The 25,126-nt window shown below is 55.8% G+C and carries 25 protein-coding genes and 1 tRNA gene; 18 read left to right on the top strand and 8 right to left on the bottom strand.

What is annotated here, in order from left to right; all coding sequences use genetic code 11:
* Window positions 1-130: 130 nt before the first annotated feature.
* Entirely contained in the window at window positions 131-772 is a 642-nt protein-coding gene (locus ACIROW_RS08040; RefSeq protein WP_402273918.1) for a hypothetical protein, read from the bottom strand.
* A 186-nt stretch (window positions 773-958) separates the two neighbouring features.
* On the opposite strand from ACIROW_RS08040, the gene ACIROW_RS08045 reads away from it, so the two are divergent.
* The 11 genes from ACIROW_RS08045 (at window position 959) to ACIROW_RS08095 (ending at window position 9,895) form a co-directional block, all read left to right on the top strand.
* Window positions 959-1,294 carry a hypothetical protein gene (locus tag ACIROW_RS08045; protein WP_402273921.1) on the top strand — a complete coding sequence of 112 codons (336 nt, stop codon included), beginning with the start codon at window positions 959-961 and terminating at the stop codon, window positions 1,292-1,294.
* Window positions 1,295-1,607: 313 nt separating this feature from the next.
* Complete coding sequence (locus ACIROW_RS08050; protein ID WP_402273924.1) at window positions 1,608-1,823, top strand: hypothetical protein; 216 nt, start codon at window positions 1,608-1,610, stop codon at window positions 1,821-1,823.
* A gap of 150 nt (window positions 1,824-1,973) precedes the next feature.
* A complete protein-coding gene (locus ACIROW_RS08055) occupies window positions 1,974-2,231 on the top strand; it encodes a hypothetical protein (RefSeq protein ID WP_402273926.1) in 258 nt (85 codons plus the stop codon).
* 1 nt (window position 2,232) lies between these two features.
* Window positions 2,233-3,618 carry a hypothetical protein gene (locus ACIROW_RS08060; RefSeq protein WP_402273928.1) on the top strand — a complete coding sequence of 462 codons (1,386 nt, stop codon included), beginning with the start codon at window positions 2,233-2,235 and terminating at the stop codon, window positions 3,616-3,618.
* A gap of 9 nt (window positions 3,619-3,627) precedes the next feature.
* Window positions 3,628-3,921: a DUF2523 family protein gene (locus tag ACIROW_RS08065; RefSeq protein ID WP_402273930.1), complete on the top strand. Its 294-nt coding sequence runs from the start codon at window positions 3,628-3,630 to the stop codon at window positions 3,919-3,921.
* Window positions 3,922-3,923: 2 nt separating this feature from the next.
* Window positions 3,924-5,000: a zonular occludens toxin domain-containing protein gene (locus ACIROW_RS08070; RefSeq protein ID WP_402273932.1), complete on the top strand. Its 1,077-nt coding sequence runs from the start codon at window positions 3,924-3,926 to the stop codon at window positions 4,998-5,000.
* Complete coding sequence (locus ACIROW_RS08075; RefSeq protein WP_402273934.1) at window positions 4,997-6,316, top strand: type II secretion system protein GspD; 1,320 nt, start codon at window positions 4,997-4,999, stop codon at window positions 6,314-6,316. The genes ACIROW_RS08070 and ACIROW_RS08075 overlap by 4 nt, the downstream gene beginning before the upstream one ends.
* Window positions 6,317-6,942: 626 nt before the next feature.
* Entirely contained in the window at window positions 6,943-7,842 is a 900-nt protein-coding gene (locus ACIROW_RS08080; protein WP_402273936.1) for a hypothetical protein, read from the top strand.
* Window positions 7,835-8,029 carry a DUF4224 domain-containing protein gene (locus ACIROW_RS08085; RefSeq protein WP_402273938.1) on the top strand — a complete coding sequence of 65 codons (195 nt, stop codon included), beginning with the start codon at window positions 7,835-7,837 and terminating at the stop codon, window positions 8,027-8,029. The genes ACIROW_RS08080 and ACIROW_RS08085 overlap by 8 nt, the downstream gene beginning before the upstream one ends.
* A 26-nt stretch (window positions 8,030-8,055) precedes the next feature.
* A complete protein-coding gene (locus tag ACIROW_RS08090) occupies window positions 8,056-9,063 on the top strand; it encodes a tyrosine-type recombinase/integrase (protein WP_402274947.1) in 1,008 nt (335 codons plus the stop codon).
* Window positions 9,064-9,121: 58 nt separating this feature from the next.
* A complete protein-coding gene (locus ACIROW_RS08095) occupies window positions 9,122-9,895 on the top strand; it encodes a hypothetical protein (RefSeq protein ID WP_402273940.1) in 774 nt (257 codons plus the stop codon).
* Between the two features lie 80 nt (window positions 9,896-9,975).
* Here ACIROW_RS08095 and ACIROW_RS08100 read toward each other — a convergent pair.
* Window positions 9,976-10,049 (bottom strand) — tRNA-Gly (locus ACIROW_RS08100).
* 115 nt (window positions 10,050-10,164) lie between these two features.
* Entirely contained in the window at window positions 10,165-10,893 is a 729-nt protein-coding gene (locus tag ACIROW_RS08105; RefSeq protein ID WP_402273942.1) for a hypothetical protein, read from the bottom strand.
* 679 nt (window positions 10,894-11,572) lie between these two features.
* Between ACIROW_RS08105 and ACIROW_RS08110 the strand changes: the two genes are divergently transcribed.
* The gene (locus ACIROW_RS08110; protein ID WP_402273945.1) at window positions 11,573-13,654 is read left to right on the top strand and encodes a TonB-dependent siderophore receptor; all 2,082 of its coding nucleotides are present in this window, start codon (window positions 11,573-11,575) and stop codon (window positions 13,652-13,654) included.
* Between the two features lie 331 nt (window positions 13,655-13,985).
* On the top strand, window positions 13,986-15,173 hold the full coding sequence (locus ACIROW_RS08115) for a GGDEF domain-containing protein (RefSeq protein ID WP_402273948.1): 1,188 nt from the start codon (window positions 13,986-13,988) through the stop codon (window positions 15,171-15,173).
* 89 nt (window positions 15,174-15,262) lie between these two features.
* On the opposite strand, the gene ACIROW_RS08120 is transcribed toward ACIROW_RS08115, so the two are convergent.
* The 4 genes from ACIROW_RS08120 to ACIROW_RS08135 all read right to left on the bottom strand — a co-directional run bounded on the left by ACIROW_RS08120 (window position 15,263) and on the right by ACIROW_RS08135 (window position 18,323).
* Window positions 15,263-16,090, bottom strand: a complete 828-nt coding sequence (locus tag ACIROW_RS08120) for a 2-keto-4-pentenoate hydratase (protein WP_402273950.1) — start codon at window positions 16,088-16,090, stop codon at window positions 15,263-15,265.
* A 173-nt stretch (window positions 16,091-16,263) separates the two neighbouring features.
* Window positions 16,264-16,701, bottom strand: coding sequence for a DUF6196 family protein (locus ACIROW_RS08125; RefSeq protein WP_402273952.1), 438 nt, complete (start codon window positions 16,699-16,701; stop codon window positions 16,264-16,266).
* Window positions 16,702-16,728: 27 nt separating this feature from the next.
* On the bottom strand, window positions 16,729-17,355 hold the full coding sequence (locus ACIROW_RS08130; protein WP_402273954.1) for a trimeric intracellular cation channel family protein: 627 nt from the start codon (window positions 17,353-17,355) through the stop codon (window positions 16,729-16,731).
* A 71-nt stretch (window positions 17,356-17,426) separates the two neighbouring features.
* On the bottom strand, window positions 17,427-18,323 hold the full coding sequence (locus ACIROW_RS08135) for a LysR family transcriptional regulator (protein WP_402273957.1): 897 nt from the start codon (window positions 18,321-18,323) through the stop codon (window positions 17,427-17,429).
* 90 nt (window positions 18,324-18,413) lie between these two features.
* Here ACIROW_RS08135 and ACIROW_RS08140 point away from each other — a divergent pair, with 90 nt between their 5' ends.
* On the top strand, window positions 18,414-19,406 hold the full coding sequence (locus ACIROW_RS08140) for a quinone oxidoreductase family protein (RefSeq protein ID WP_402273959.1): 993 nt from the start codon (window positions 18,414-18,416) through the stop codon (window positions 19,404-19,406).
* 188 nt (window positions 19,407-19,594) lie between these two features.
* Window positions 19,595-20,725 (top strand): branched-chain amino acid ABC transporter substrate-binding protein, encoded by a 1,131-nt coding sequence (locus ACIROW_RS08145; protein ID WP_402273961.1) that lies wholly within the window; start codon window positions 19,595-19,597, stop codon window positions 20,723-20,725.
* A gap of 15 nt (window positions 20,726-20,740) precedes the next feature.
* Here the strand turns inward: ACIROW_RS08145 and ACIROW_RS08150 are convergent, their stop codons facing one another.
* Window positions 20,741-21,595 carry a D-hexose-6-phosphate mutarotase gene (locus ACIROW_RS08150; protein WP_402273964.1) on the bottom strand — a complete coding sequence of 285 codons (855 nt, stop codon included), beginning with the start codon at window positions 21,593-21,595 and terminating at the stop codon, window positions 20,741-20,743.
* 137 nt (window positions 21,596-21,732) lie between these two features.
* On the opposite strand from ACIROW_RS08150, the gene ACIROW_RS08155 reads away from it, so the two are divergent.
* The 3 genes from ACIROW_RS08155 (at window position 21,733) to ACIROW_RS08165 (ending at window position 25,037) form a co-directional block, all read left to right on the top strand.
* On the top strand, window positions 21,733-23,010 hold the full coding sequence (locus ACIROW_RS08155) for a homoserine O-acetyltransferase (protein ID WP_402273967.1): 1,278 nt from the start codon (window positions 21,733-21,735) through the stop codon (window positions 23,008-23,010).
* A 131-nt stretch (window positions 23,011-23,141) separates the two neighbouring features.
* On the top strand, window positions 23,142-23,354 hold the full coding sequence (locus ACIROW_RS08160; protein ID WP_402273970.1) for a protamine P1 domain containing protein: 213 nt from the start codon (window positions 23,142-23,144) through the stop codon (window positions 23,352-23,354).
* Between the two features lie 120 nt (window positions 23,355-23,474).
* Window positions 23,475-25,037: a M20/M25/M40 family metallo-hydrolase gene (locus ACIROW_RS08165; RefSeq protein ID WP_402273973.1), complete on the top strand. Its 1,563-nt coding sequence runs from the start codon at window positions 23,475-23,477 to the stop codon at window positions 25,035-25,037.
* Window positions 25,038-25,126: the final 89 nt, after the last annotated feature.

Consider the following 25,126-nt stretch of genomic DNA (forward strand, 5'->3'; position numbering starts at 1 on the left):
GATTTAGATAAATAGAGCTATACGGTTATTCAAGATAACCAACTGAGAACGTACAAAAGCCAGGCTATCAACCTGGCTTTTTTTTCATGAAAGCAAATTGAGTTGAGCAACTCGAACTATAAATAAGCCTCTATGTTGGAGATTGTTCGCCCTTATTGCCATGTGTTCGCACAAACCATTTCTCGAAAGTCTTCCAACTCTTTTTTTCTTTTTTTGCCCATTCTGCAACCGATTGTTCATCGCTAGGGTCAACTTGCATCGGAGAAGGTACTTTGCCGAGAAGAACCCACTGGGTGAACAATGGGCGAGCTTCACAGACAACCTTTACCATCTCTAGGGTAGGTTCTTCTAAGCGCATAATCACTTTTGACCACTGCGATGCACTTATCTTCTTCCCCGATTTTTCTTCCAAGTATTTCATCAGGTCTTCGCCCACAGGCGATGCCCATTCAGTGATTACCCAGTTCAGTCTGTCGGTTATTGTTTGCCCTTCCCAAGTAGTGGCCACTGGCGCAAGAAATGGGTAATCCGCTTCGCGAGGCTGAGCTTTTCCAGTCTTTAGCCATACTTCATCCTCAGGATAGCGCCTGCACCAAAAATCAATAATTTCGGCAGTGGCTTCCTGTTTTCGGTAGTACAAATTCTTCCACTTGGATTCGTTAATACCGCTCGCTTCTTCCAAGAGACGGAATTTTCCTCGCTCTCCGAATCGCCTAACTATCTGATCCCGCAACCTCTCTGAGAGTGCGATGTCTTTTAGTGCCTTTGTCATTTGGGTATTCCTTAAAGCTAATGAGCAATTGTCGCATATTGCATTTTTGTTGCAATAAATATGAAAACTGGGTATATTTTCTACACCGTGTATTAAATTTACACTTAGTGGTTAAATTTTGCACGGAAGCTGGCGCAAGACGCGCCTACAGGGAAATCCCGCTCATCACAATCTATAGAGGAACTCATGGATACCAAGCACCTACTCCGCATTGTCGGCTACAAGATTATTCCGTATCGCAATAAAAAAACGGGGGCGCCTGAGGAAATCCGTCTCGCACAGACAATTGTCACTTCCGAAAGCGTAGAGAAAGGCCAACAAGTGCTGGTCGGTGAATTGATGATGCCGAAGTCTCTGTGGGATACCCCAGCAGGTGAATATCTCGCGGAATTTGAGCTCGCTGTCGATCAGACGCTGCGAATCGGTGCGCGGATTTCCAAACTTCATCCATACGGTCAGGGCGCGTCAGTTGCCAGCAAGCCCGTTTCAAATTCCAAAGAACAAGATAAGAAGGCCGCCTAGTTATGTCGGCAGGATCGATACAAACACTGATCGTGTGCGTTCCATCTCAGTTCGCTCAGTCTCCCTGTCCCTCTGGCATGGCGATTTCCACTATTCAGGGATATGTCATCGATCCATCCCAGGCCCAAAACATCGAAGCTCAAAACGCACCATTCGACTATGTAGCTGCAAGCGGTTTATGGAGTTTGTCATTCTGCTTTGTAGTGGGGCTGTTCTTCGCCAGCAAAAAAATAGGAATTCTTCTTAGCTTCATACGTGGTCATTAATTTTTACCGTAGCCGGACGGCCTCCGGCAATTTTATGAGAGGTGTTTATGAACAAAAATATTCAACGTGGTTTGCTTTTGGTCGGAGCCTTGTCCGCGGCAACGGGTGCGATGGCTGCCGCCGCGCCAGATTTGTCGGGACTCACTGCAGCGGTCGATTTTTCATCCGTTTTGACCGGCGTGGTTGCAATTGGTGTTGCGGTCGCTGGCGTCTACGTTCTGATTCGCGGCGTGAAGATCATCTTGCCGTTGATTCGTGGCTAAGTAGATTCAGGTCGGCACAGGGAGCGGAGAGATTCGCTCCTTTTTTTTGGAAATAGATATGACGATCAATGAACTTTGGTATTTGACGTTTTTTATTTTTGGGCTGGCATGCGCTCGGGCGGTTATTGAAGGATTAGGGAGGAACTAAACATGGAATTCAATATTTGGCATTTCGTTCTGGTCGTTATCGGCGTTGTCTATTTTTTCGCGGTCTTTCACTTCGCAGTTACGGAAGCGATTCAGGAATGGTGGGAGCCAATTTTGATGCCCTTAATCCTGCCTATCATTTGGATCAGGGATGCTCACCTGATGGAGTTAATTGGCACATGTATTTTTTTAGCAATACCACTTCTGCTGTTCGCAGCTTTTGTGGGATTCATAAAGTTCGTCATTTTCATTGCGGCCTGACATGAAAAATCTGATCGGTGTTCTTGCCGTAAAAAAAATAATCGTACTGCTACTAGTCTTAGCATTGGTGTCAGAGCAGAACCCGACCCAGGCTCAAGCTCTTCCTGCGGTGACAAGAGTTGCAGTAGCGATGGGTGGAGTGGTAGAGCGATTTATGCTGCGAACCGGAATTGCGGCCAATGATTCGAGATTTTCCGCTACCCTCGGCGCCCTGGGATCAGCAGCAAATGACGCCGTCTTCGGTGCTGCTAGTACAGTGGGGATGGTCGCAGCAGGTATTGCAGGCGCACCAGTCTGGGCGACGGTGGCAGTTGGCCTTGGCGTGGGTGCATTGGCCTTCGGCGCATATAAACTTTTAACGGCAAATAGCTCATCCGGTATCGGAGTTGCGTTGCCAGGAACTGATCCGGCTTTGAAAACTAATAAGCCCGTCTCACCTGAGAGCGGGAAGGACGTTATATGTTTGCCCGGTCAGGCCGCATGCACACCTTTTAATGTTCCATTTCCGTCCGATGTGCAATATCGATATCGGATCAGTGGGGGTGCTGGAGCTGTCGTCGCGATTCGCAACTATGGCGATTTAAATAACGCTGTTTTGAATAACTCGGCCTGGTTGAGCTCAGGCTCTGGAGGCCCGAGTACCTTATCTATTACAGGCAACACGAAAACCGATACGTACATGATGGCTAACTATCGGCTGTCATATAGTTCCGGCGCGACGGTTGATAAAAGTGAGATTGCTACAGCAAATCCCAGCTTCGTTGCTACTCCGTGGCAACCTGAAACGGTCACTGCGCCGTTTGACCAAGTTCTATCTCAGATTCCTAGCAGTGCGTTGACTCAGCCAATCAGCAATCAGACTTTGGCAGATCTAACTAACGCAGCATTGCAGCGTGCTGCTTCAAAAGCTGACTATAAGGGCGCTCCTGTCTCGCTAACCAATCCTGTGACCGCAAAAGATGTCGCTGATTGGCTCGCTGCAAATCCTAGCGCAATGCCTACAGGTGCCGACTTGCTAAGTCCGCTTCCCAATGGAACGGTCTCTATGCCCCCGGCGTCAAGCAATCCCGGAACGACTACCCCCACAACGAATGTGACTATTGATCTTGGCCCAGATCCGGGAATTGGTGCTCCCACTCTAGAGCCGACACCAACAGCCCAGTCAATTCTGCAGCCGTTGTTAAATCTCATGCCTGATCTCAAACGGTACGCCGTTCCGTCTCATTCCAGTGCATGCCCGAGACCGGAAATTAATCTGCCATTGTTTGAGCGCACATTCAAGATTGAGGCGCACTGCGAAATTGCAGAATCAATGAGGACTTCCATCTACTCGATGATGGTCGCGTTCTGGACGATAAGTAGTCTTTTTATTGTGCTCGCAGCCTAAGGAAGCATCATGTTTGGAATACTTGTTTCTGCTCTGATGTCGATGCTGGGCTTCCTGCTTCGGTCAGTATTGGTCAAATTTGTGACGTTCTTCGCCTTGTGGTTTGTGGTTACGGAATTCGTTACGGTATTGCAGGGAGCGTCAGTTTTTCCTAGCGCGAACTCATTGAATGGTGCCTTTATCGGGCTGTCTCCTGGAATCTGGTTCTTCATGGATCTATTCGCTTTTCCGTTTGGTATTCCACTAGTCATAGCGGCCTCGGTCAGTAGATTCATCATTCGTAGAATTCCTTTGATTGGGTAAGCATGGCGATCAACAATTACACGGGACTTCAAGGATCCGGAAAATCATATGAGGTAGTGTCTACCGTAATCCTTGATGCTTTAGCAGCTGGTCGTCGCGTCGTTACAAATATTGCCGGAATCGATGCAAATCTGATTCGATGCTATCTGTTGGAGAAGCGAGATATTTCATCGGAGAGTCAAGGCTCACTTGTTCTGGTCTCCGATGAGCAGGTGCGACTGGACACATTCTTCCCCGACGAAAAATATCCAGACCTGGACTCCGTGGTGAAGGGCGGCGATTTAGTGTGCATCGATGAGGCTTGGCAGTTTTGGGGAAAGGAATTCAAGCTTAGTGAAAATCACATGCAATTCTTTCGGATGCATCGTCACTATACAAATCCAAACACTGGGGTTACATGTGATTTGGCAATAATGACGCAGGACGCTACCGGGATACATCCGAAGCTTCTAAACGTAGTTGAGATGACTACGCTCTGCACAAAAATGAAAGCGCTGGGCGCTCCCACTTCTTATCGCATTGAAATCTATCAAGGTAAGAAAGTCATGAAAAAGGCGCGCTTAGATGTTTTCGTAAAAAAATATAAAAAAGAATACTTCCCGCTATATAAGTCCTATGCCGCCGGCGCGGGCGTAGAAACGGCAATGGATAAACGGCAGAATGTACTGATGAATCCTCGTCTGTGGTTCATCGCTGTGTTGGTGGTGTTCGCGGTAACTATGGGGCCATATTTCGTTTGGCGCTCGCTGATCAATAAAAAATCGCCAGACACGGTTTCTTCATCTCCGGACTCGGTAACGACACCGCTAACGGCGCAGCAAACGAGTCATAGCGGGCTTGTGGTGTCGGATCAGGGGGAGGTATTTAGTGACGATTGGAGAATAGTCGGTAGGGTATCTTCAGGCGTGAAATCGTATGTCGTGATGTCTGATGGTGTCGGGCATCTTCGTGTCGAATCTCCATCGATGTTCACTAATGACGGCTATGCACAGATAGGAAACATTGGCGGCAAGAAGGTCACAGTATTTTCCGGTATGACGAAGTCAGGCTCGGCGATGCCTTTAGAGGGGAAGAAATGAAAAATATCGTCGCTGCCGTGTTGCTGCTTACTTCGTCACTGTCTCAAGCTGAGACCCCGGTTGTTCGATTGCCTTTACCGCCACAATTTTTTATTCAGGCGAGCGATCCTACACAGAAAAATATTCCCACGCCGCTTGTCCAGCCGCATAACTCGACAAAGTTTGATTTTCAATTTGTCAGTGTTTCTCAGGTCGTCAATTTAATCTATTCGGAGATGTTAAAGGAGCCGTTCGTAATTGATCCTGAAGTGTTATTGGACTCTCGAAGCGTGTCCTTCAGATATGAAAGTTCAAAAGGCGATGTACGTACCTTCATCCATAATTTTTTTAATTCGCTTGGTATAGCTATCGCGCGGCGTGATGGCGTGGATTTCATATTCAAGAAGAAAATTGAAGAGATCGAGGATACGAAGGAATTATTCTTGTACCGGCCGAAATTTCGCTCGGTCGCCTATCTCACAAGTCTTTTGCAGCCGCTATTAAAAGGCTCTTTCACGGTGAGGCGGGCTGTTCAATCCTTGGAGCCAGTGAAGACTGATAGCTACATTCCTCCTAGCTCTGCGGCATCCCTGGTCGATCAAAATTCAGACGTGTTGCTTTATTCAGGTTCGATTGCCGAGGTCGACATGATGCGTCGATTACTGCCACAGATTGACGTTCGTGCCGGGGAAGTGATGGTGAGGGGAATCGTTTATGAAGTGTCATCGGGTAATAAAGATGGGTCGGGTTTCTCGCTTGCGCTAAATCTGCTTGGCGGAAAGCTCTCAATGGCGAACGGAGCCGTAGCCCCAGTTGAATCATTTGTGCGGTTCAAAAATAGCACCATCGATGCGGTGTTCTCTGCATTGTCATCTGATGACAGATTCAAAGTCGTTAGCACGCCGTCTTTGCGTGTTAAATCCGGAGAGAGCGGGAGATTTATGGTCGGTTCCGACGTCCGTGTTCCCGGCTCCATCTCTTATCCCGGTAGCGGACAGGCACCGGTACAGTCGATTGAGAATCTTAGCTCTGGTGTCATTTTTGATCTGCTGCCAACTATTCGAGATTCCATCGTGGATTTGAATATCTCTCAGCAACTTTCGAATTTCACCGTCACGCAAAGCGGCAGCTCTTCTTACCCAACTGTTAATAAGAGAGAGGTAAAGACCGTGCTCAGCATGAATGATGGGGAAGTTGTATTGATCGGAGGTCTAGCAGAAACGAAGCAGACAGAGAGCACTACAGGGCTTTCGTTTCTACCTATGTTCATGAGATCAAAGACACAGGATTCCAGCACTGCAGAAATAATCTTGATTTTGCAGCTCACAAAAATTTGAAAATACGAATGATGTTTAGATACCGAAAAATTCGTCAGTCGAAATCGGGACGATTCAATTACGTGTTGGATAACGCAATCAAATTCGACTCAAAGAACGGTCGATACATGCTCAAATTTCCGGAAGAAATGATGCGGAAGTTTGGTTTGCACGCAGGATCAAAAATCGATATTCAGATTGTTCGAGAAAGAATTCTGCTATGTACGCCGCATGGACGTGCACGCCGAAAAAAAACGCTGATCGGCAGTTTCGCTATTTCCCGAAATCGATAGGCAGGAATGCTATTGCCAGGGCTATGGGACGCAGTGAGAGGATTTTTTTCCGTAGGAGAGGATGTGTCGGCGCGAAGCGGCTACGCATCCTTGAGCGGTTTACTCAGGTGCTTGGGAGGCGAATTAGTAGGGCCGCGCTATCGCGTGACGCCCGCAGCGGGAGCGAGGACGGAAGCGCGCGTAGCGCGCCTAAACTTGTATTAGGGACACTTAACGGATGGTAGAGAGTGGTTGACGCAGAGGGGCAGAAATTGCCTGCGGTTCCAAAATAGGTTTTTGGTTTTGAAAATAAAAAGAGACGCAACACCGGCAAGTGTTCGTCTCCATGATCAACGCAGAAATAGGGTTGCGCTAATGACTAGCAATATAGGCGATGGGTCTTCATTTAACAATGATTTTCAGCCAGATGGGTGCCGGCTTGCAACAGATGAGGAAACGGCATGTTGGCTATTGGATGATGGTCCAGTTCTTAAAACTACATGGATGGTATACGACAGGCAGTTTCCAGATGGGCAGCGGGAGATCTGCGCTAGCCGCTCTGTTCGCATAAAGCAAGACGGCCCGCTTCCATTTCCAAATAGGGCGAAGCGGGGAGAGTCGGAAAAACGTGCAGAGAATAATGATGACAGCGCTAAGCGTGCCAAACAGGCTGTGCGTCTTCGTTGCAAGTCAATTCGTGCAGACCGGATGCTGACGTTAACCTACAGAGAAAATATGAAAGACTGGACGCGGCTACTAAAGGATTGGGATTCATTTCGTCGATGCATGTCCAGATACAAGAAGTTCCATTATGTTGCGACTGTAGAGCGTCAAGATCGTGGCGCCTTCCATATTCACGTTGCCGTCCACGGGCGCCAGATATATCAGTTAATTCGCTCAATTTGGCAGCGGATTGTTGGTATTGGATCTGATGGAAAGCAAGGCGGCCAGATCAATGTTCGAGATCCTCACAAGTTTGGATTTGGTAAAAACGGTGCACATAAATTGGCCGGTTATATTAGTAAATACATATCGAAGGACCAAGAGGGGCATGGGCTCAATAAGAAGCGTTACTGGACTTCTCGTGGCATTGTCGTTCCAGAGAAAAATTTTTATCAGCTTCCCTACGGCACGACGGAGTTTGAAGCGTACTCGCATGTGATGCAAATTGCCGCTGATCACAACAATGACGGCATGAATTTCTTTTCCAATCGTGCGCTTGGTGTTTGCTGGATAGCGACAGCTGGAAACTTAAGGAGCCGAGCCATTGAGTAAATTTCTGGAGGCTTCTGACTTAGCTATTCTGACTGGGCGAAAGGTAAAGTCGAAGCAAATCGAAGTGTTGCGAAAAATGGGAATCGCTTTCTTCGTAAATGCATGTGGTAAGCCCGTAGTGGCTATTGCCGCAGTTGAGGGGCCGAAGAGATCTGCTTCCGTTCCTATTTGGACCCCGCCGAGGTAGGTATGGGAAGGTTGCCAACTGTGAATATGAATTTGCCGCCGCATATGCGAAAGCGGACTCGCCCAAATGGAAAGGTCTATTATTTTTTTGATACAGGTGCCAAGCCACGGAAGGAAATCAGCCTTGGTACAGATTTTATATTGGCGTTGCATAAATATGCCGAGTTGAATATCGACGCTCGCGATCGAGAGGTTTGTTTGTTTGGTGATGCAATTAACAAATTCATGTCTGATGAATTGCCGCTGCTTTCTAAGAATACTCAGCACACGCATAGATCAGATATTAAGCATATACGGGCTTTTTTTGAAACGGCTCCAATCGAACAGATTCGGCCGATGCATATTCGACAGTTTTTGAACCGCCATAGCGACAAACCTACCACCGCGAATCGTTGTAAGCGGCTATTCTCTGCAATTTGGAATCGAGCACGAGGTTGGGGCTATACGGATACGCCAAATCCCTGTGAGGGTATCACTGGCTATTCTTTGAAAAGGAGGACTGTATACATCACGGACGATGTATTCGGAGCCGTCCATTCTCATGCTTGCGTGCCTCTACAGCATGCTATGACCCTCGCATATCTAACCGGGCAGCGTCCTGCGGACGCATTGAGGATGACGGAGGACGACATCGTGGATGGTCATCTTATTGTGACTCAGGAAAAGACAAAGCAGCCTTTGCGCATCGTAGTTGTTGGCGAGCTTGAGGAGTTACTGAAGCGCATAAGTGTTCGGAAGAGAGGCTATATTAATGCCTCCTCATCACTTCTGACCAATCTGCAAGGCCGTAAGTTGAGCTATGCGATGCTGAGAAAGTATTTCGATAAAGCGAAGAAGGATGCTGCTCAGACTTTTCCTGAGATCGCTGATGCAATTTCAGAATTCTGGTTTTATGATTTGCGTGCGAAGGCTGCGGACGATACTTCTGACTTGCGCGGTGATCAGGCTGCGAGCGATCTTCTTGGACATGAAAGCGTGCGGACAACGCAGCGTCACTATCTACGTCGAGGAAAAATTGTCTTGCCCACCAGATAATCTATTTTGTATTTAATTTTGGTGGAATTTTTATAACTATAACGGGAAGGGGATTTACATGGCATTTCAAGCAACGGTCTATCGAATACTTATTGCCTCGCCAGGAGATGTTGGCATCGAGCGAGAATTGATTTCTGAAGTGATATATGAATGGAATGCGCTTCAAGCTTCGCGGGCAAATATTGTTGTGTTACCTGTGAAATGGGAGACGCATTCTGCTCCCCTGTTGGGTGATCGTCCTCAGGAAATCATCAATAAGCAACTCGTCCAAGAATGTGATTTGTTAGTCGGTCTATTTTGGACCCGGATCGGCACACATACTGGCGTATCCGAAAGTGGAACTGTCGAAGAGATTCAGCATTTTATCGATCAGGGTAAGCCGGTCATGCTTTATTTTTCGTCTAAGCCAATTGACCCGACTAAGATCGACATCCCTCAATATCAAAAGCTCGATGAGTTCCGAAAAAAGATGCGCCCCTTAGGTTTACTTGAGTCATATGAAAATGAAGCTGATTTTAAGGAAAAGCTCTCTCGTCAATTGACCATCAATATGCAGGGAATTCTAGATGGACAACCGATCAAGCCACCTACAAAACAAGAACAGGCACAACAGGCGGCCGTCGTGAAGGAGCTTATGAAAGCAGATTCTGTCTATATCGAAGATTATGAAAAGGACGGGAAAATAAAATCCTTCCTTGTAAAGGGAGACACGAAGAAGCTGAAGGATAAATACTTAGAAATGGGCGGGAAATGGAACGGATCACTTTGTGGATGGATTTTTCCAATCGCTCGGAAAATTGAAATCGCAGATTTCATTAAGAAGAACGCGTAGCTTCCGGTGGCACTTTGGAGGATTGCGGAAATCCTCCAAATTTGCGGAACTATAAATATCCAGATATCCCTTGATTTCCCTGGAGCGGGTGAAGGGGATCGAACCCTCGTCGTAAGCTTGGGAAGCTTCTGCTCTACGATTGAGCTACACCCGCGAACCCCGCATTTTACGCGGGATCTGGGGTGTTTTGTGAACTTGAAGGGTGTTCAGTGATGGATTCTGTGGTGGCCGCTTGCTCAAGCTGTTATCGCTTGTTTGGTACCACAGATTTACTGCAGCTTGACCGACGTGATGGATGCCTTTCCTTTGCCGGAAGTGCTGATCAACCCGCGCACCACGGCGAAACCGTATTGCTGCAAGAAAACGAATTGCTGTTTGGTATCCAGATTGCCGTTGAAGGACATCTCGCAGTCGACATCCACCGCGTTGCCGGAAAATGCCGGATGTACGGTATTTGCGGCATATATCTTGCCGGTGGTGCAGGTTTGCTTTCTGTCAAAAAAATTCACGATCTGCACCGACGTACCGCCGGCCCAATCTGCATCGTATTTGGCGTCTGCTTGCAGATTGGCGAAATTCTTGTCAAAGGATTTGAAGTGCTTGACTTCCATGATCATGTTGGCCAGGCGATTCACGTTGATTACGCGCTGGGAGCGCAACGGCACCAGGCCGCCGTAACGTAATTCGTAGCTGGTCGAGACTGGAATACCGTTATTGAAATATTCGGATAGCTCGCGGATAACGCCGTTGCCCAGATCTTCGTACTGAATGGTTGCCGATTCAGTTACTTTTTTCTCGCCCAGATTGGTCTCGAAGTCGAACTTGTATTCGATCGTGGCCTTGCGGAAGCGCGGAGCAATCTTCACTGCGGCCACGGTTTTGCCGACATCTGTCGAAAGAAGCGAGGGCGTAAAGTTCTTTTCAAGATAGCCGGTGCGGTCGGCAGTGATGTCCTTCACTTCCATCGGTGCGCAGCCGCTCAGGGCTGCGGCCAGCAATGCGGCGATCAAAAAGGGGCGAAATGTTGTGGTCATTGTTTTCTTTCTCTATTTATTGTTTGCTTTGGTGGATGAGACAACAGACAAATACAGCGGGGGAGGTGCCAGACTGGGCGACAATTCGATGATAGATGCGGATCACGCGCACGTATGGCTCAGACCAGTGGATACCCAGTGTCAGTGCGACGATCTTTGGCTTCATTGTTCTTGTTTATTGTTCTGACGCTAAATCCAGCCGAAAATTCTAAGCGAAAAGTCCCCCCCCGGAACACTCGCACTCATCTTTTTTTAACAATTATGTTGATCTTCATCGAAAGCTGACTCGCTCATTGGAGTGAACCCCTTGCTCCAGCCTAAGGGGGTCACTCCAATCAAAAGACAGTTTTCAAACCGCACAAAGAACCAATCCCACTTTGGGCAAGTGCGCAGCAAATAGCAAAAATGAGAAGCATTCTTAGAAAGCATTTACAATGCGGCTTTCAGTTTTTCTTCAATAGCCAGCCCGGTTCCGGTTGCCGCAATTATCTGCGGCGTGCTTGAACGTTCACTGCCAGCGACTTCATTTCTTAAAGGAAGCGACATGGCAGAACGGACGACAAGGCAACACCACGCACATCGGCAACGGCGCATTGGGTATCGGGGCGGGCAGCAGCGTGCCTGGCGCCCCGGCCTCTTGCCGGTGACACTTTCTGCACTGCTGGCCGGCGCCGTATTGCCGCAGGCGCAGGCGCAAGAAACCTTGCCGCAGATCGATGTCTCGGCAGAGAGCGACAAGGAAACCGCCAAGGGCCCGGTGCGCGGCTATGTGGCGCGGCGCAGCGCCACGGGTTCCAAGACCGACTCCGCTCTGATCGAAACGCCGCAGGCCATCAGCGTCATCACGCGCGATCAGATCGAAGACCGCGGCGCGCTCAATCTGCAGGAAACCATGCGCTACAGCGCCGGCATTCGCGCCGAGGCTTACGGCTTCGATAATCGCGGCGACTGGAGCACCGTGCGCGGCGTCGCGCCGGTGATTTATCTGGACGGTCTGCAGATGTCCTTCGGCAGCTATACCAATATTCGTCCCGACGTCTACATGCTTGAGCGGGTCGAAGTCTTGCACGGCCCGTCTTCAGTGCTATACGGCCAGGGCAGCGTCGGCGGCATCGTCAACATGACGTCGAAGATGCCGCAGGCCGAGCGCATGAACGAGATCGGCGTACAGCTCGGCCTGAACAATCGCAAGCAGATATCGGGCGACTTCACCGGCGCCTTTGATGACGACGGCAAGCTGCTGTACCGGCTGGTGGTGGTCGGTCGCGAGAGCGATACCGATGTCGATTATGTGCCCGACAACCGCACCCTGGTTGCGCCTTCGCTGACCTGGCGGCCGAACGCCGATACCTCGCTGACGCTGTATGCACGCTATCAGAAAGATGTCAGCGGCTCGTCGGTGGGCTTCTTCCCGTGGCGCGGCACCTTGTACGCTGCACCCAATGGCCAGATCTCCACCAGCCGCTTTATCAGCGAGCCCGGCTTCGACGATTTCACCGCCAAGCAGCGTTCGGCCGGCTATCAGTTCGAACACAAGTTCAGTCCCAATCTGGCTGTTCGCCAGAACTTGCGTTACACCAACAGCGAGGTGAATTACCAGAGCATCTACGCGCGCTTCGGTCCGGCGCCAGCGCTCAATGCAGACAATCGCAGCATCAACCGCACGGTGTACATCAACCGTCCGCAAGTCATCAGCACTGTGGCCGATACGCAGGTGGAAGCGCGCCTCAATAGCGGCGCCCTGCAACACACCTTGCTGGCCGGGCTCGACTATCAGCGCGCCGTGACCAATGGCGTCAGCGGTTCCGGCAACACCACGGCGATCGATGTCTACAACCCGGTCTATGGCAACTACACACTGCCGGTGCTGCGCCGCGCAGCAGAGGCAACTCAGCGCCAGACCGGCGTCTATCTGCAGGATCAGATCAAGTTCGGCGCCTGGACCGCCTTGCTGGCGGTGCGTCGCGACTGGTCCAAGTCGGACACCGCCAATACGCCGAGCGCCGCGCGTGACGACACCGCACTGACCAAGCGCGCCGGTCTGGTGTATCAGTTCGAGAACGGCATTGCACCTTATATCAGCTATGCCGAATCGTTCCAGCCGCTGGGCGGTTTCGACTTTTACAATACACCTTACAAGCCGACGCGCGGCAAGCAGACCGAAGTCGGCGTCAAGTTCCAGCCGGCCGGCAGCCGCTCCTCATACACCGCCGCGCTGTACGATCTGAGCGAACTGAATCGCAAGACCATCGACCCGACCAATCCCAGCAACAGCATTCAGATCGGTGAAGCGCAGGTGCGCGGACTGGAGCTGGAGGCGACCACCGAGCTGAACCGGCAGTGGACCATGACGGCCGGCTACAGCTATACCGACGCCAAAGTGGCGCGCAGCAACGGCACCGATAACGGCAAGCGTCTGGCAGGTATTCCTGAACACATGGCTTCGCTGTGGGCGACCTATCGTTTCAATGGAGCGTTGGCCGGCCTGACGCTGGGTGGCGGCGCACGTTATGTCGGCACATCCTACGACGGCATGGACAACAACCCGATTCCATCGGTCACGCTGGCCGATGCCATGATGTCGTACAACGCGGGTTCGTGGATGTATCGCTTCAACGTCAACAATCTGTTCGACAAGACTTATGTCAGCGTCTGCCTGGCGCGTGGCGACTGCTTCTACGGCGCCCGTCGCAGCGCGGTGCTGAGCGCCACCTATCGCTTCTGATCGGTTGCTGCCGACATGCACGAGGCCGTCTGCGGACGGCCTCGTTTTTTTGCGCGATCGAAATTCCGTCCCACGTTGGCCAGTTTGGCAACAGGCCTGGAAAGAGTCGGAAATATATTTAATCCTGATTGCTACGTTAAGGCGGTGGCACTTTCGGAGTGAAAAATTCATCGCGACCCTGTTCCCGAAGCATCAATGTTCGCCCCCGTCACTGATGTCATAATATCGACCCTCAGCCATGCATCGCGCACTGCGCGTCCCCACTACAGAAAGCACCACGATGACACGTGCGGCCCAAGAAACCAAGCCAGCCAAAACAACATGGACCAGCTTGCCCGACAGAAAGATCAGCGCCACCCGCATGACCATCGCCTATGTCATCGGCGTGGCAATGACGGCGCTGTTGTTCCTGGCGGCGTACTTTCTTCTCGACAACATCATCATCGAACAACGCAGTAGCGCACAGCGGGTTCATGTCGTCGAGCAGCAGCGCGCGCTGTCGCAACGCATCGCACTGCTGAGCACGGACCTGTATGTGGGCGATACGTCCACCAGCGAGGCCTTGCAAAATGCCGTCAGCGAGATGGAGCGCCTGCAAGATACGCTCAGCGGCAAAGCCGACCCCGCCGCCCGTCAGCTCACCGCGGCTGAACATGAACTGTATTTTGGCGGCAACGCACCGCTCGATGCCGAGGTGCGCAGCTTCCTGGACGACACGCGCCGCTTCATGGCGGCGACCACGATGAGCGCCGGCGACGCGGCCTACAAGGCGCTGCAACACCATTCCCGCGATCTGCTGTTGCCTGCGCTGGATCGTGCGGCTGCCTTGTTCGCCGGGCAAGCCGATGCCCGCATTGCACAGGCACGCCTGGCGCAACAGGTTTTGCTGGCGCTGCTGCTGATTGTGCTGGCGCTGGAGGCACTGCTGATTTTCCGTCCCCTGATCACGAAAATCCGCCTCTACAATGCGCACCTCTATGAGATGGCTACCCTCGACCCGCTCACCGGGCTGGCCAATCGGCGTCAATTCGACGAATACGCCAACCGCGAATTCCGGCTGGCGCGTCGCACCGCCAAACCCTTGTCGATGGCGATCTGCGATATCGATCAATTCCAGCAGATCAATGACAAGCATGGCCGCGCCGTCGGTGATGCCGTGCTGCGCCGCTTCGGCGAACTGGCGGCGCGCATCTTGCGCGACACCGACATCATCAGCCGCGTCGGCGGCGAAGAGTTTGCCCTGGCGCTGCCGGTCATGAATCTGCACGGCGCGATGATCATCGCGGAAAAACTGCGCCGCGGCATCGCCGACGATCGCAGCGACAATCTGCCGCCCTTCACCATCTGCGTCGGGGTCGCCGTCAGTGAGCATGGCGACAAGAATATGGACGCTCTCTTGCAGCGTGCCGACAGCGCCTTGCAGATGGCCAAGTCAGAGGGACAGAATCGGATTTCCTGTCTGAACAGGCCGATGACGGAAAAGCCAACGCCCAGCGATGCCGTTCCTCAAGATTCCTGAGTCAGACGCAGTAGTGAAGTGTTGAGGGATGGTCCGACGTAGTTGCTGCTGCTGCTGCTGCTGCTGTCGGCTATCCTGTTGATTCGATGTCAGGCAGTGAACGTCAACGTCATTCCCCGCAGTGCAATCCCGCCGAATTCCATATTCCAGATTTCTCCGGCGCTGACCGGAAACGCCGCAGTCAGCGTGCCAGTCGTGATGATTTCGCCGGCCTGGATCGGGCGGCGGATTTGCTGTTTCGCCAGCACGGCGATCAGATGCGCCGTCGCGGCGAGCGGGCTGCCGAGGGCGTTTTCGCCTTTGCCGGTTTCTCGCAGGGCGCCGTCGCAGAGCAGATCCACGGAACATGACGCCAGCTGCGTCAACGCCTCGCTGCCCAAGCCGGCCAGCGAGGTACGTTCTCCCACAAACAATCTTCCATGCAATCCACCGTCCGCAATGGTGTCAGGGGCTTTGAACTGCCAGCCCGGATAGTGCGACTGCACGATCTCAAACGCCGGCGCAATCCAGTCTATGCAATCGATCAGTGCGGCGATGTCCGCATCTTCGGGCGGCGCCTGATGAAAGTGCAGGGCGATCTCGGGCTCGATCTTCGGCTCGGCTAACTGAGCGACGCTGCATGTCCCTTGCGACCCGGCGACGTCGACGATGGTGCGGTCATACATGTGTCCCCATACCGGTGCCTCCACGCCGTACCTGGCCCACATCGCGGCGTTGGTGAAGCCGATCTTGCGGCCGGCGGCGAGCGCGCCTTGCGCCAGCCTTTGCTGGTGGATCAGGTCGGCGACTTGGTAGGCGGCAGCGACGTCGAAGCCGGGCGCCTGCGTGGTGATGGGCGTGATCTGCCGTACATGGTCTTGTGCCTGCAGCAGTTGCGCGGCGATGGCGTGCTTGTCGGGGGCGTTATCAGTTGTCATGCGGCCGGCTCCGGTATTGTGAACTCTTGGTTGTTATATGGCGGACGAGCTTGGAACGGCCATTCTGCGCGCACAGGTGCGGCGGCAACAAGAGAGAAAAATTCAGCGGAAGGTGGCGACGCGCCGTGTTTGTTTCAACAAATGAACAGCGTGTCGGCTTTGCATGAAAAAAACTACAGTGGGCCGCGCAGGCGTTGCACCTCGGCGATCACTTTTTGCGCCACCACTTCCGGTGCGCCCCAGTAATCGAAGATGCCGCCCTGGCCGGCGTTCTGACCGCAGACCACCAGGATGCCGGTGCCGATGGTGGCCTTGAGATGCGAGGCCAGCCAACCGACGAAACCGGAGTTGTCGAGCGCGGGCGGGAAGTGGAACGAGAACAGCACGAACTTATCCACTGCCGCCACCGTTGTATCGGCGGGCGCGAGGAAGCTCCACACTTCTTCGTCGCGCACGAAGGCCAGCGCATCGGCGACGCGGTGCGACGGGAATTGCGCGACCGGCGTTTCGTAAAACGCGTAGGCGCCGTCAAAGATTTCCAGCCTGGCTTGCGCCATGACCTGGCGCAATCGGGCGGTGGTTTGTTCCGGTGTTTCCTGGCTGACGTGCATGGTGAAGCGCTCCTGTGGAGTGAGGTGTTATTCGAAACCGCGAATGTCTTTGTCGTTGAATTTCGGCAGCGTCCAGTGATAGCGGATCGCCAGCAGCCGGAACAGGAATCCCACGCCCAGCGCCGTCAGCGTCGATATCGATGCATCGATGTTCAGCCACAGCATGCCGACGTACAAGCCGCCCGTGACGAGCGACACGCTGGCATACACTTCGCGTTGCAGCACCAGCGGGATTTCATTGCACAGCACGTCGCGCAGCAGGCCGCCGAAGACGCCGGTGATCATGCCGAATATCACCACCACAAACGGATTGAAATGCGCGAAGCCGCGTGCGATGTCGCAGCCGATGATGGTGAAGGCGACCAGGCCGAGCGCGTCGACGATCAGGAAGGCCGATTTGAAGTGATGCATCTTGCGCGCGGCCACGGCGGTGACGATGGCGGCGCAGATGGTGAAGGCGAGGTATTCCGGATGCGCGACCCAGCCCAGCGGATAGTGGCCGATCAGGATGTCGCGCACGGTGCCGCCGCCAAGCGCGGCGACGGTGCCAATCAGGCAAATGCCGAACAGGTCCATCTCGCGGCGGATGCCCATGATGGCGCCTGACATGGCTTCGGCGGAAATGGCGATCAGGTAGATGATATACAGCAGCATCAGCGTTGGCCTCGATTTGTGATTGTCAAAGAATACCGGAGATGCCGATTCTGTATCTCTCTAGTTCGAATTCACACCAGCAAATCCTGCCGCTCCTGCACAATTTCCGCCACCAGTTCGGCGATGCGTTGCACGCGTGGCGAGCGGCGCAGGTCGGGATGCACAGTGAGCCACAACTCGCGCTGCCACGCCGGCTGGCCGCTGTCGAACTCGGTCAGTTCGGCGTCGCCGCGTGCGATGAAATGCGGCAAGATGGTCAGGCCGAGGCCGGCACGGCAGGCCTGGTGCAGCAGCGAAAAATCATTGGCCGTCATGACATACGGTGCGCCGTCGGCGTACTGCGCCAGCCAGGCCTGGTGGGGACCGCCTTGCAATGCTTCGCCGTAGCCGATGAACTCACGTTTGCTGCGCGCGGTGCGCTTCCAGCGCGCATGGCCGTACAGGCCGTAGCCGGCGTTGCCTAGGCGGCGCGCCATCAGGCCGGGATCGTCCGGGCGCGACAGCCGCAACGCCAGGTCGGCGTCGCGACGGTGCAGGTTGGCGGCGCGGATTTCGCCGACCATGTCCAGCTGGATTCCTTCCCAGCGCTTGTGTTGCTGCGCCATCAATGGCATCAGGAAATGGCTGGTCAGGGCCGGTGGCGCCGACAGCCGCACCGTGCCTTGCATCGCCGTCATCCCTTGTACCGCGCGACCGAAGGCGTGTGCTTCGAGCTCGATGCGTTCGGCGGCGTCGAGCAGGGTCTTGCCTTCGTCGGTCAGTTGCCAGCCGCGCGGCAGGCGGTCGAACAGGCGCAGCTGGATCGCGCCTTCCAGCGCGCCAATGCGGCGCGACACGGTCGAGTGCTCCACCGCAAGTTCGCGCGCCGCCGCCGACAGGCTGCCCCCGCGCGCGAGGCTGAGGAAGTAGCGCACGTCATCCCACGACAGCTGCTCGGGCGATATGGTCGGTTTCGATGATTTTTGCACAGTACTTGCGCCTAAATAGGGAATTCCGTTCGATTTTGCACGAAGTTATTCTGAGCGTCCACCTTCCTCATTCATTACAGGAGCACAGATATGACCGCAATCTCCACCGTCACCACCCAGCTTATCGAACTGACCGCCTATGGCGATGCCGCCAACTTCGAACTCGTCACGCGCACCTTGCCGCCGTTGGCTGCGGGGGCGGTGCGCGTGCGCCAGCATGTCGCCGGCGTCAACTACGTCGACGTCTATCAGCGCGTTGGCCGTTATCCCTTGCCTTTGCCTGCGGTGCTCGGTGTCGAAGGCAGCGGCGTGATCACGGCGGTCGGTGCGGGAGTGGACGCGTCGCGCGTCGGCCAGCGCGTGGCGTGGTCGGCGACCAATGGCAGCTATGCGGAGGTGGTCGACGTCGCCGCCGAGCGCGCCATCGCGTTGCCGGACAAGGTCTCGTTCGAGCAGGGCGGCGCCGGCCTGTTGCGCAGCATGACCGGCTACCTGCTGCTGAACCACTACGGCCGCCTGCAGCCCGGCCAGACGGTGCTGGTGCATGCCGCCGCCGGCGGACTCGGGCTGGTGCTCACGCAATGGGCCAAGGCGATGGGCGCACGCGTGATCGGCACCGTCAGCAGTGACGAGAAGGCGGCATTGGCGCGCTCGCGCGGACTCGATCATGCAATCAATTATCGCGAGCAGGATTTCGTCGCGGCGGTGCGCGACTACACCGGCGGCGGCGGCGCCGACATCGTCGTGGACGGCATCGGCGGCGCGCATTTCCTGCGCAGCATCGAGGCCACGCGCAGCGGTGGCATGGCCATCACCATCGGCTCGATTTCGGGCGAGGGCGCACCGGCCGAGGCATTGGTGGCGGCGCAATTGCGAGGCGTGTTGATGGAGCGTCCCAGCATCCTGTCCTTCATCAAGGATCTCGCTCAATATCGCCTCGCCACTGCCGCCGCCACGACGCGCCTGGAGGCAGGATTGATCATCGACATCGCCGGCCGTTTGCCGCTGGCGCAGGTTGCCGCGGCGCATCGTTTGCTGGAGGCAGGTGCGGCGCAGGGCGCGTTGTTGCTGGAAATGAACTGACCGGCGCAGAGTCGACCGCGCAGTTGTGGCCGCCGCGCCACGCTGCGCGGCGATGTAGTGGCAGAACAGGAGGAGCAATACCACGCTCATTGTCGTAAAGACAATGGAGGCGCGCGCGCACAATCAATCGGTCATCAATGACGCCGTCGCCTTTGAGGCGCGGAAGCGGAAGCGGGAGGGGGGATCCGATGAAACTGACCATCTTGTTGCCGGCGCTCTGCCTGGCCGTTGCGGCGCACGCTCAATCCACCGGCGCGAACGAACAGGTGGTGCTGGTGGGTGTGGCCGCGCCGCTGACATCGCCGCGCACGGAGAGCGGCATCGCGGCCGTGCGTCTGGCTTTCGACGACGCCAACCGCCGCGCCATCCGCATCGGCGGCAAGCAGCTGGTGTTCCGTTTGCTGGTGGAAGACGACAAGGGTGACGCCCTGTTCGCCGCGCCCATTGCGCAATACTTCATCCGCTCCAAAGTGGTGGGCGTGATCGGCCATTGGAACAGCGGTCCCAGCATCGCCATGGCGGAGCTCTACAGCGCCGCCGGCATTCCGCAGATTCCTATGGCGACCACCAGCAGCCGCTTCACGCGGGAAGGCTTGCGCACCATCTTCCAGGTCCAGGGACACGATGGCGTCGGCGCCGTGCGCCTGGCGGAATTCATCGTTCGTCAGTTGCAGGCTGTGCGGATCGCCGTGATCGAGGATGGTACGGTGTACGGCACGGATTTCGCCGATTCCTTCATCTCCGGCGTGCGCCGCGCCGGCGGCGTCGTCGTCAGTCGCGAGGCCATCAGCAGCAAGACTTCCGATTTCAATCCGGTGTTGAACAATGTGCAGAAGATTAACGCCGACGTGATCGTGTTTGGCGGCGTCGTGACGCAAAGCGCCTTGCTGGCGCGCGGCATGCTGCGCCGGAACATGAACACCCGGCTGGTGGCCACCGGCGGCACTGCGACCGGTTTGTTCGTGCAACTGGCGGAGGGCGTGCAGGATAATGTATGGGCGCTGGAAACCGGCGTGCCGCGCGATCGCCTGCCTGGCTGGCGCGAGTTCAACGACAAGATGCGTGCCCACTTCAAGGGCGAGATCACGCACTACGCCCTGTTCGCCTACGACGCCGCCAATGTCCTCATCGCCGCCATCCAGAAGGCCGGCTCGCTCGACCCGAAAGCCGTCACTACCGCCTTGCATGAAATCCGCTACTCCGGACTGACCGGCATCGTGTCCTTCGATGCGAACGGCGCGCTGATCAATCCGGCCTACACGATCTATCGCCTGGAGCAGGGCAAATGGTCGGTGGAAAAAGTGCTGCTCGAAAAATAACCCGCCGGACCAAACTCAACCTGCGCGTGTGAGGCGCTGCAAACCGCGCCAGGTCGCCTGCGGCGACAGGCGCACCGGGTGCTCGATCTGCGCCGCTTCGATGCACAGCATGCGGGTCCAGTCCTGCGCCGGCATGTCGCCGAGCTGGGCCGCCTTGGCCGGACCCGGATTCCAGATCACGCTGTCGGAGAAACCTTGCTGCTCGAGATGCAGGAACGGCTTGCCGTCCTGCTGCAGTGCCAGCGCGGCCGGGGGCGCCCAATAGATGTTGTCGGTTTCGTCGGCGATGCGCAGCACGCTGCCGTCATGGATTGCTTCGTCGTTGCCGACGGTGGTGTCGGTGAAGCGCACGTTGCCGAGTTGCGTGACGCCGGCATTGCGTACGTCGGGTGTGGCCAGATAGGTGTGCAGCGCGGTGGTGAAATCGAAGGCGCCGTCGCCGGTGTTGGTGACGTTGAGCGCAACGCTGACCCAGCCGGCGCCGAGCTCGACCTGCAACTGCAAGGCGAAACTGTGCGGCCACAAGGCGCGCGTGGCGTCGGAGTCCGACAGCGACAGGCGTGCATAGGCGACATCCTGGTCGGCGCCGCTCAATACATCCCCATCGACCTGCCAGACCAGATTGCGCACCAGGCCGTGCTTGGGCAAGGCGCCGCGTCCGGAAAATTGCGGGAAGCACACCGGCACGCCGCCGCGAATGGACGCGCCGGTTTTGAGCGAAGGCTCGGGCGTGCAATACAGATGTTCGCAGCCGTCGACGGTTTGCCATGACAGCAATTGGGCGCCGTACAGGCTGATGACGGCGCTGTCGCCATGCGCGTTGTGCAGTTGCAAAAGACCGGCGACGTCGGGAAGTTTGGCGATAGGCAAGGGAAGTCTCCGTAATGAAAGCATGAATGCAAGCCCGTATTTTTACACATGGGTGGTTGTAGCGTGCCGGAGCTTGTCGTAAAGTGGCTGCTCCGCATTGCCGGACCCGCACATTCACACAATCCGGAGACGACTTCATGACCCCTGTTCGCCGCGCGTATTGCGCATTGACGTTCTTCATTGCACTGTTGGCGTTGTCCGGCGCCGCGTTTTCGACGCAGCAATTGCAGGCACGGCAGCCGCAGCCGCCGCTGTCACAACCATCGCCGTCGCCGCAGCAGGCACAGCCGGCGCAACACAGCGCGGCGCCGTTGCCGCTGGTGACCAAACAGGTCTTCACGCTGGCGTCCTACACCACCGTCGGCGGCCAGGAAATCCGCAACGTGCGCGTCGGCTATGAAACCTACGGCAAGCTCAACGATACCGGCGACAACGCCATCTTTGTCGCGCACTTCTATTCGGGCACCTCGCACGCCGCCGGCAAATACAAGGACAGCGACGCCGCGCCCGGTTACTGGGACAGCCTGATCGGTCCCGGCAAGGCGATCGACACGGACAAGTATTTCGTCATCAGCGCCGACACGCTGGTCAACATCAACACCAAAGATCCGATGGTGACCACCACCGGTCCGGCGTCGATCAACCCCGCCACCGGCAAGCCGTATGGCATGAGCTTCCCGGTGGTGTCGATGCGCGATTCGGTGCGCGTGCACAAGCAACTGCTCGACAAGCTCGGCGTGCGCCAGCTGGTGGCGGCGATGGGCGCGTCGGGCGGCTCGATCCAGGCGATGGAATGGGCGGCGCTGTATCCCGATTTCGTCAAGCGCGTGGTGCACGTCATCGGTCCCGGTTTTGACATCAGTCCTTACGTGATCGGCCTGCTTGACGTATGGTCGTTGCCGGTGCGGCTCGATCCGAAATGGCGGCAGGGCGATTACTACGGCAGCGGCGATCCGGACGACGGCGTGGCCGCTGCACTCAAGGTGGTGACCGTGCAGACGCGCCACTGGGACTGGGCGCAAGCCGCGTTCGGCTACGCTCCGGCCGATGCCGCCAAGCCGCCCGGCGCCGCCATGGGCAACCAGTTCAAGATCGAAGCGACGCTGGAAGCCGGAGCCCGTGCCCGCGCAAAAGTCGCCGATGGCAACAGCATCATCTACATGTCGAAAGCGAATCAGCTGTACCACCTCAGCGACGAGGAGGTCAAAGGCATCAAGGCCAAGATCCTGTTCATCCCGAGTTCCACCGACCTGGTGTTCCCGCTCAAGCTGTCTTCGGAGGCGCTGCAGCGTTTCAAGAAGCTGGGCGGGCGCGGCACGCTGTATTTGCTGCAAGGGCCGGGCGGTCACCTGGAAGGCGTGCTCAACATCGACAAGGCGGCGGGCATGATCGAGCGTTTCATCAACACGCCTTGATCGCGATGGCGCTCAGGTTTACAAATCTTTAAACCGTTTTACCTGGAATGACGTCTGCATGGGTTCCGGTCCGCGCAGCGAATGGCTATGCTGAACGCAGAAGAATTATCAACAACCTGCAGGAGTCAGCCATGAGCATCTCGTCCGTCACCTCGTCCTACAGCAACGCCATTTACGACAACGTCGTTGCTCCCGTCAAGAACGCCGCCGTCAAAGTCGGCAATGAAATCAGCGATACCGTCGACACCGCGGTCGATGCCGTCAAATCCGCCGCACATACCGTGGCCGACGAAGTGTCGGACGGCTTCAAGGCGATTGGCAGCATCATCGATACCTCTGCCTGAACACGTCGGCATGAACCACGGATGCGCAGCGATAGTTGATGCGCATCCGTGAATTATTTTCAATGCGGCAAGAGCGGTGATTTCTGTATGATGTGGCATCCATTGCCAAGAGGAAATCCCGTGAAAAAACTGTCCCGCCGCTCGCTGTCCCTTTCACTTTCTGCCGCCTGTATCGCCGCAGCGATGCTGTGCTCCGCGTCGCTGCAAGCCGCTGAAGTCGGCGTCGCACAAACTTCTGCCGCCGCCAAGGGCACGTTCAGGGAATGGGTCGAGGCCATCGCCATTCCCAACGATTCCATCGTCGCCGCCGACATCCAGCGCAACACCGCCTGGTTCGAGCAGGCCTTCAAACGCCGCGGTTTCCGCACGCAGCAATTGGCCAACGACGGCAAGCCGATGCTGTTCGCCGAACTGCCGGGTAACAAGGCCGGCGCCACCACTGTGCTGTTCTATGCCCACCTCGACGGCCAGGCAGTGACGCCATCCGAGTGGCAACAGGAAAGCCCATGGAAGCCGACGCTCAAGCAACGCAACGCCGCCGGGCAGTGGGAAGCGCTGCCGATCGAGCAGCTCTACGGCGCCAATCCGAATCCGGAATGGCGCTTGTTCGGTCGCGCGGCGGCTGACGACAAGGCGCCAATCCTGATGATGCTGGCTGCCTTTGATGCGTTGAAGGCGAGCGGCGTGACGCCGTCGGTCAACGTCAAGATCATCCTCGATGCGGAAGAAGAAAAAGGCTCGCCGTCGCTGGGCAAGGTGATCGACCAGAACCAGGCATTGCTCAAGGCAGACCTGCTGGTGGTGCTGGACGGCCCGATGCACGCCAGCAATCTGCCGACGCTGGTGTTCGGCAATCGCGGCGTCGCCCAGGCCACGCTGAAGGTGTTCGGGCCGCGTCAGGACAGCCACAGCGGCCATTACGGCAACTACGCCGCCAATCCGGCGCAGACCATGGCGCGTCTGCTGGCGTCAATGAAGGATGACGACGGCCGCGTGACGATCGCCGGCTACTACGATGCCGTCAAGCTCGACGACGAATCGCGTCGCGTCATGCGCGCGGTGCCCGACGATGAAGTCGCGCTGCGCAAGCGCCTCGGCATCGCCCAGTCCGAGAAGGTCGGACAGAACTATCAGGAAGCGATGCAATACCCGACCTTGAACGTGCGCGGCATGCAGGCTGCCGACGTCGGCGCCAAGGCGCGCACCATCGTGCCGGGCGAAGCCATTGCCGAACTCGATCTGCGCACCGTGCCCGAAACCGATCCGCAAGTGTTGCTCGGCCTGGTGAAGGCGCATGTCGAGAAACAGGGCTTCCACCTCGTGAATGGTCAGCCCACCGACGATGAGCGTGCGCGTTATCCGAAACTGGCCTCATTCGATTACGCCCGCGTGTCGGCGTCCAGCATGGCGGTGCGCACCGATCTCGCCTCGCCGATCGGCAAATGGCTGCGCAGCGCCTTCGTCAAGACCTACGGCAAGGAGCCGGTGCAGATCCGCATGATGGGCGGCACCGTGCCGACCGGCGCCATGGTCGGCGCGCTGAAGATTCCGTTCGTGATCGTGCCGCTGGTGAACGCCGACAACAACCAGCACAGCGCCAACGAAAACATGCGCCTGGGCAACTATATCGATGGCGTCCAAAGCCTGACCGGCATCCTCACCGAACCGTTCCCGGCGAAATAGCACGCGCAGGAACCCATATTTGGCGAAACAAAGCATCGTCGCCATGCAGTATTTTGTGGTTGCGCTAGAATCCCCTGAGGCTCAAATAC

Origin of the sequence: Herbaspirillum sp. NPDC101397 (assembly GCF_044767325.1) — a bacterium.
Taxonomy (GTDB): Bacteria; Pseudomonadota; Gammaproteobacteria; order Burkholderiales; family Burkholderiaceae_D; genus Herbaspirillum.

Bases quoted from the DNA above. Each gene is read 5' to 3' on its own strand.
- ACIROW_RS08040 (WP_402273918.1), bottom strand. From the start codon at position 772: ATGACAAAGGCACTAAAAGACATCGCACTCTCAGAGAGGTTGCGGGAT.
- ACIROW_RS08045 (WP_402273921.1), top strand. From the start codon at position 959: ATGGATACCAAGCACCTACTCCGCATTGTCGGCTACAAGATTATTCCG.
- ACIROW_RS08050 (WP_402273924.1), top strand. From the start codon at position 1,608: ATGAACAAAAATATTCAACGTGGTTTGCTTTTGGTCGGAGCCTTGTCC.
- ACIROW_RS08055 (WP_402273926.1), top strand. From the start codon at position 1,974: ATGGAATTCAATATTTGGCATTTCGTTCTGGTCGTTATCGGCGTTGTC.
- ACIROW_RS08060 (WP_402273928.1), top strand. From the start codon at position 2,233: ATGAAAAATCTGATCGGTGTTCTTGCCGTAAAAAAAATAATCGTACTG.
- ACIROW_RS08065 (WP_402273930.1), top strand. From the start codon at position 3,628: ATGTTTGGAATACTTGTTTCTGCTCTGATGTCGATGCTGGGCTTCCTG.
- ACIROW_RS08070 (WP_402273932.1), top strand. From the start codon at position 3,924: ATGGCGATCAACAATTACACGGGACTTCAAGGATCCGGAAAATCATAT.
- ACIROW_RS08075 (WP_402273934.1), top strand. From the start codon at position 4,997: ATGAAAAATATCGTCGCTGCCGTGTTGCTGCTTACTTCGTCACTGTCT.
- ACIROW_RS08080 (WP_402273936.1), top strand. From the start codon at position 6,943: ATGACTAGCAATATAGGCGATGGGTCTTCATTTAACAATGATTTTCAG.
- ACIROW_RS08090 (WP_402274947.1), top strand. From the start codon at position 8,056: ATGAATTTGCCGCCGCATATGCGAAAGCGGACTCGCCCAAATGGAAAG.
- ACIROW_RS08095 (WP_402273940.1), top strand. From the start codon at position 9,122: ATGGCATTTCAAGCAACGGTCTATCGAATACTTATTGCCTCGCCAGGA.
- ACIROW_RS08120 (WP_402273950.1), bottom strand. From the start codon at position 16,090: ATGACAACTGATAACGCCCCCGACAAGCACGCCATCGCCGCGCAACTG.
- ACIROW_RS08125 (WP_402273952.1), bottom strand. From the start codon at position 16,701: ATGCACGTCAGCCAGGAAACACCGGAACAAACCACCGCCCGATTGCGC.
- ACIROW_RS08130 (WP_402273954.1), bottom strand. From the start codon at position 17,355: ATGCTGCTGTATATCATCTACCTGATCGCCATTTCCGCCGAAGCCATG.
- ACIROW_RS08140 (WP_402273959.1), top strand. From the start codon at position 18,414: ATGACCGCAATCTCCACCGTCACCACCCAGCTTATCGAACTGACCGCC.
- ACIROW_RS08145 (WP_402273961.1), top strand. From the start codon at position 19,595: ATGAAACTGACCATCTTGTTGCCGGCGCTCTGCCTGGCCGTTGCGGCG.
- ACIROW_RS08155 (WP_402273967.1), top strand. From the start codon at position 21,733: ATGACCCCTGTTCGCCGCGCGTATTGCGCATTGACGTTCTTCATTGCA.
- ACIROW_RS08160 (WP_402273970.1), top strand. From the start codon at position 23,142: ATGAGCATCTCGTCCGTCACCTCGTCCTACAGCAACGCCATTTACGAC.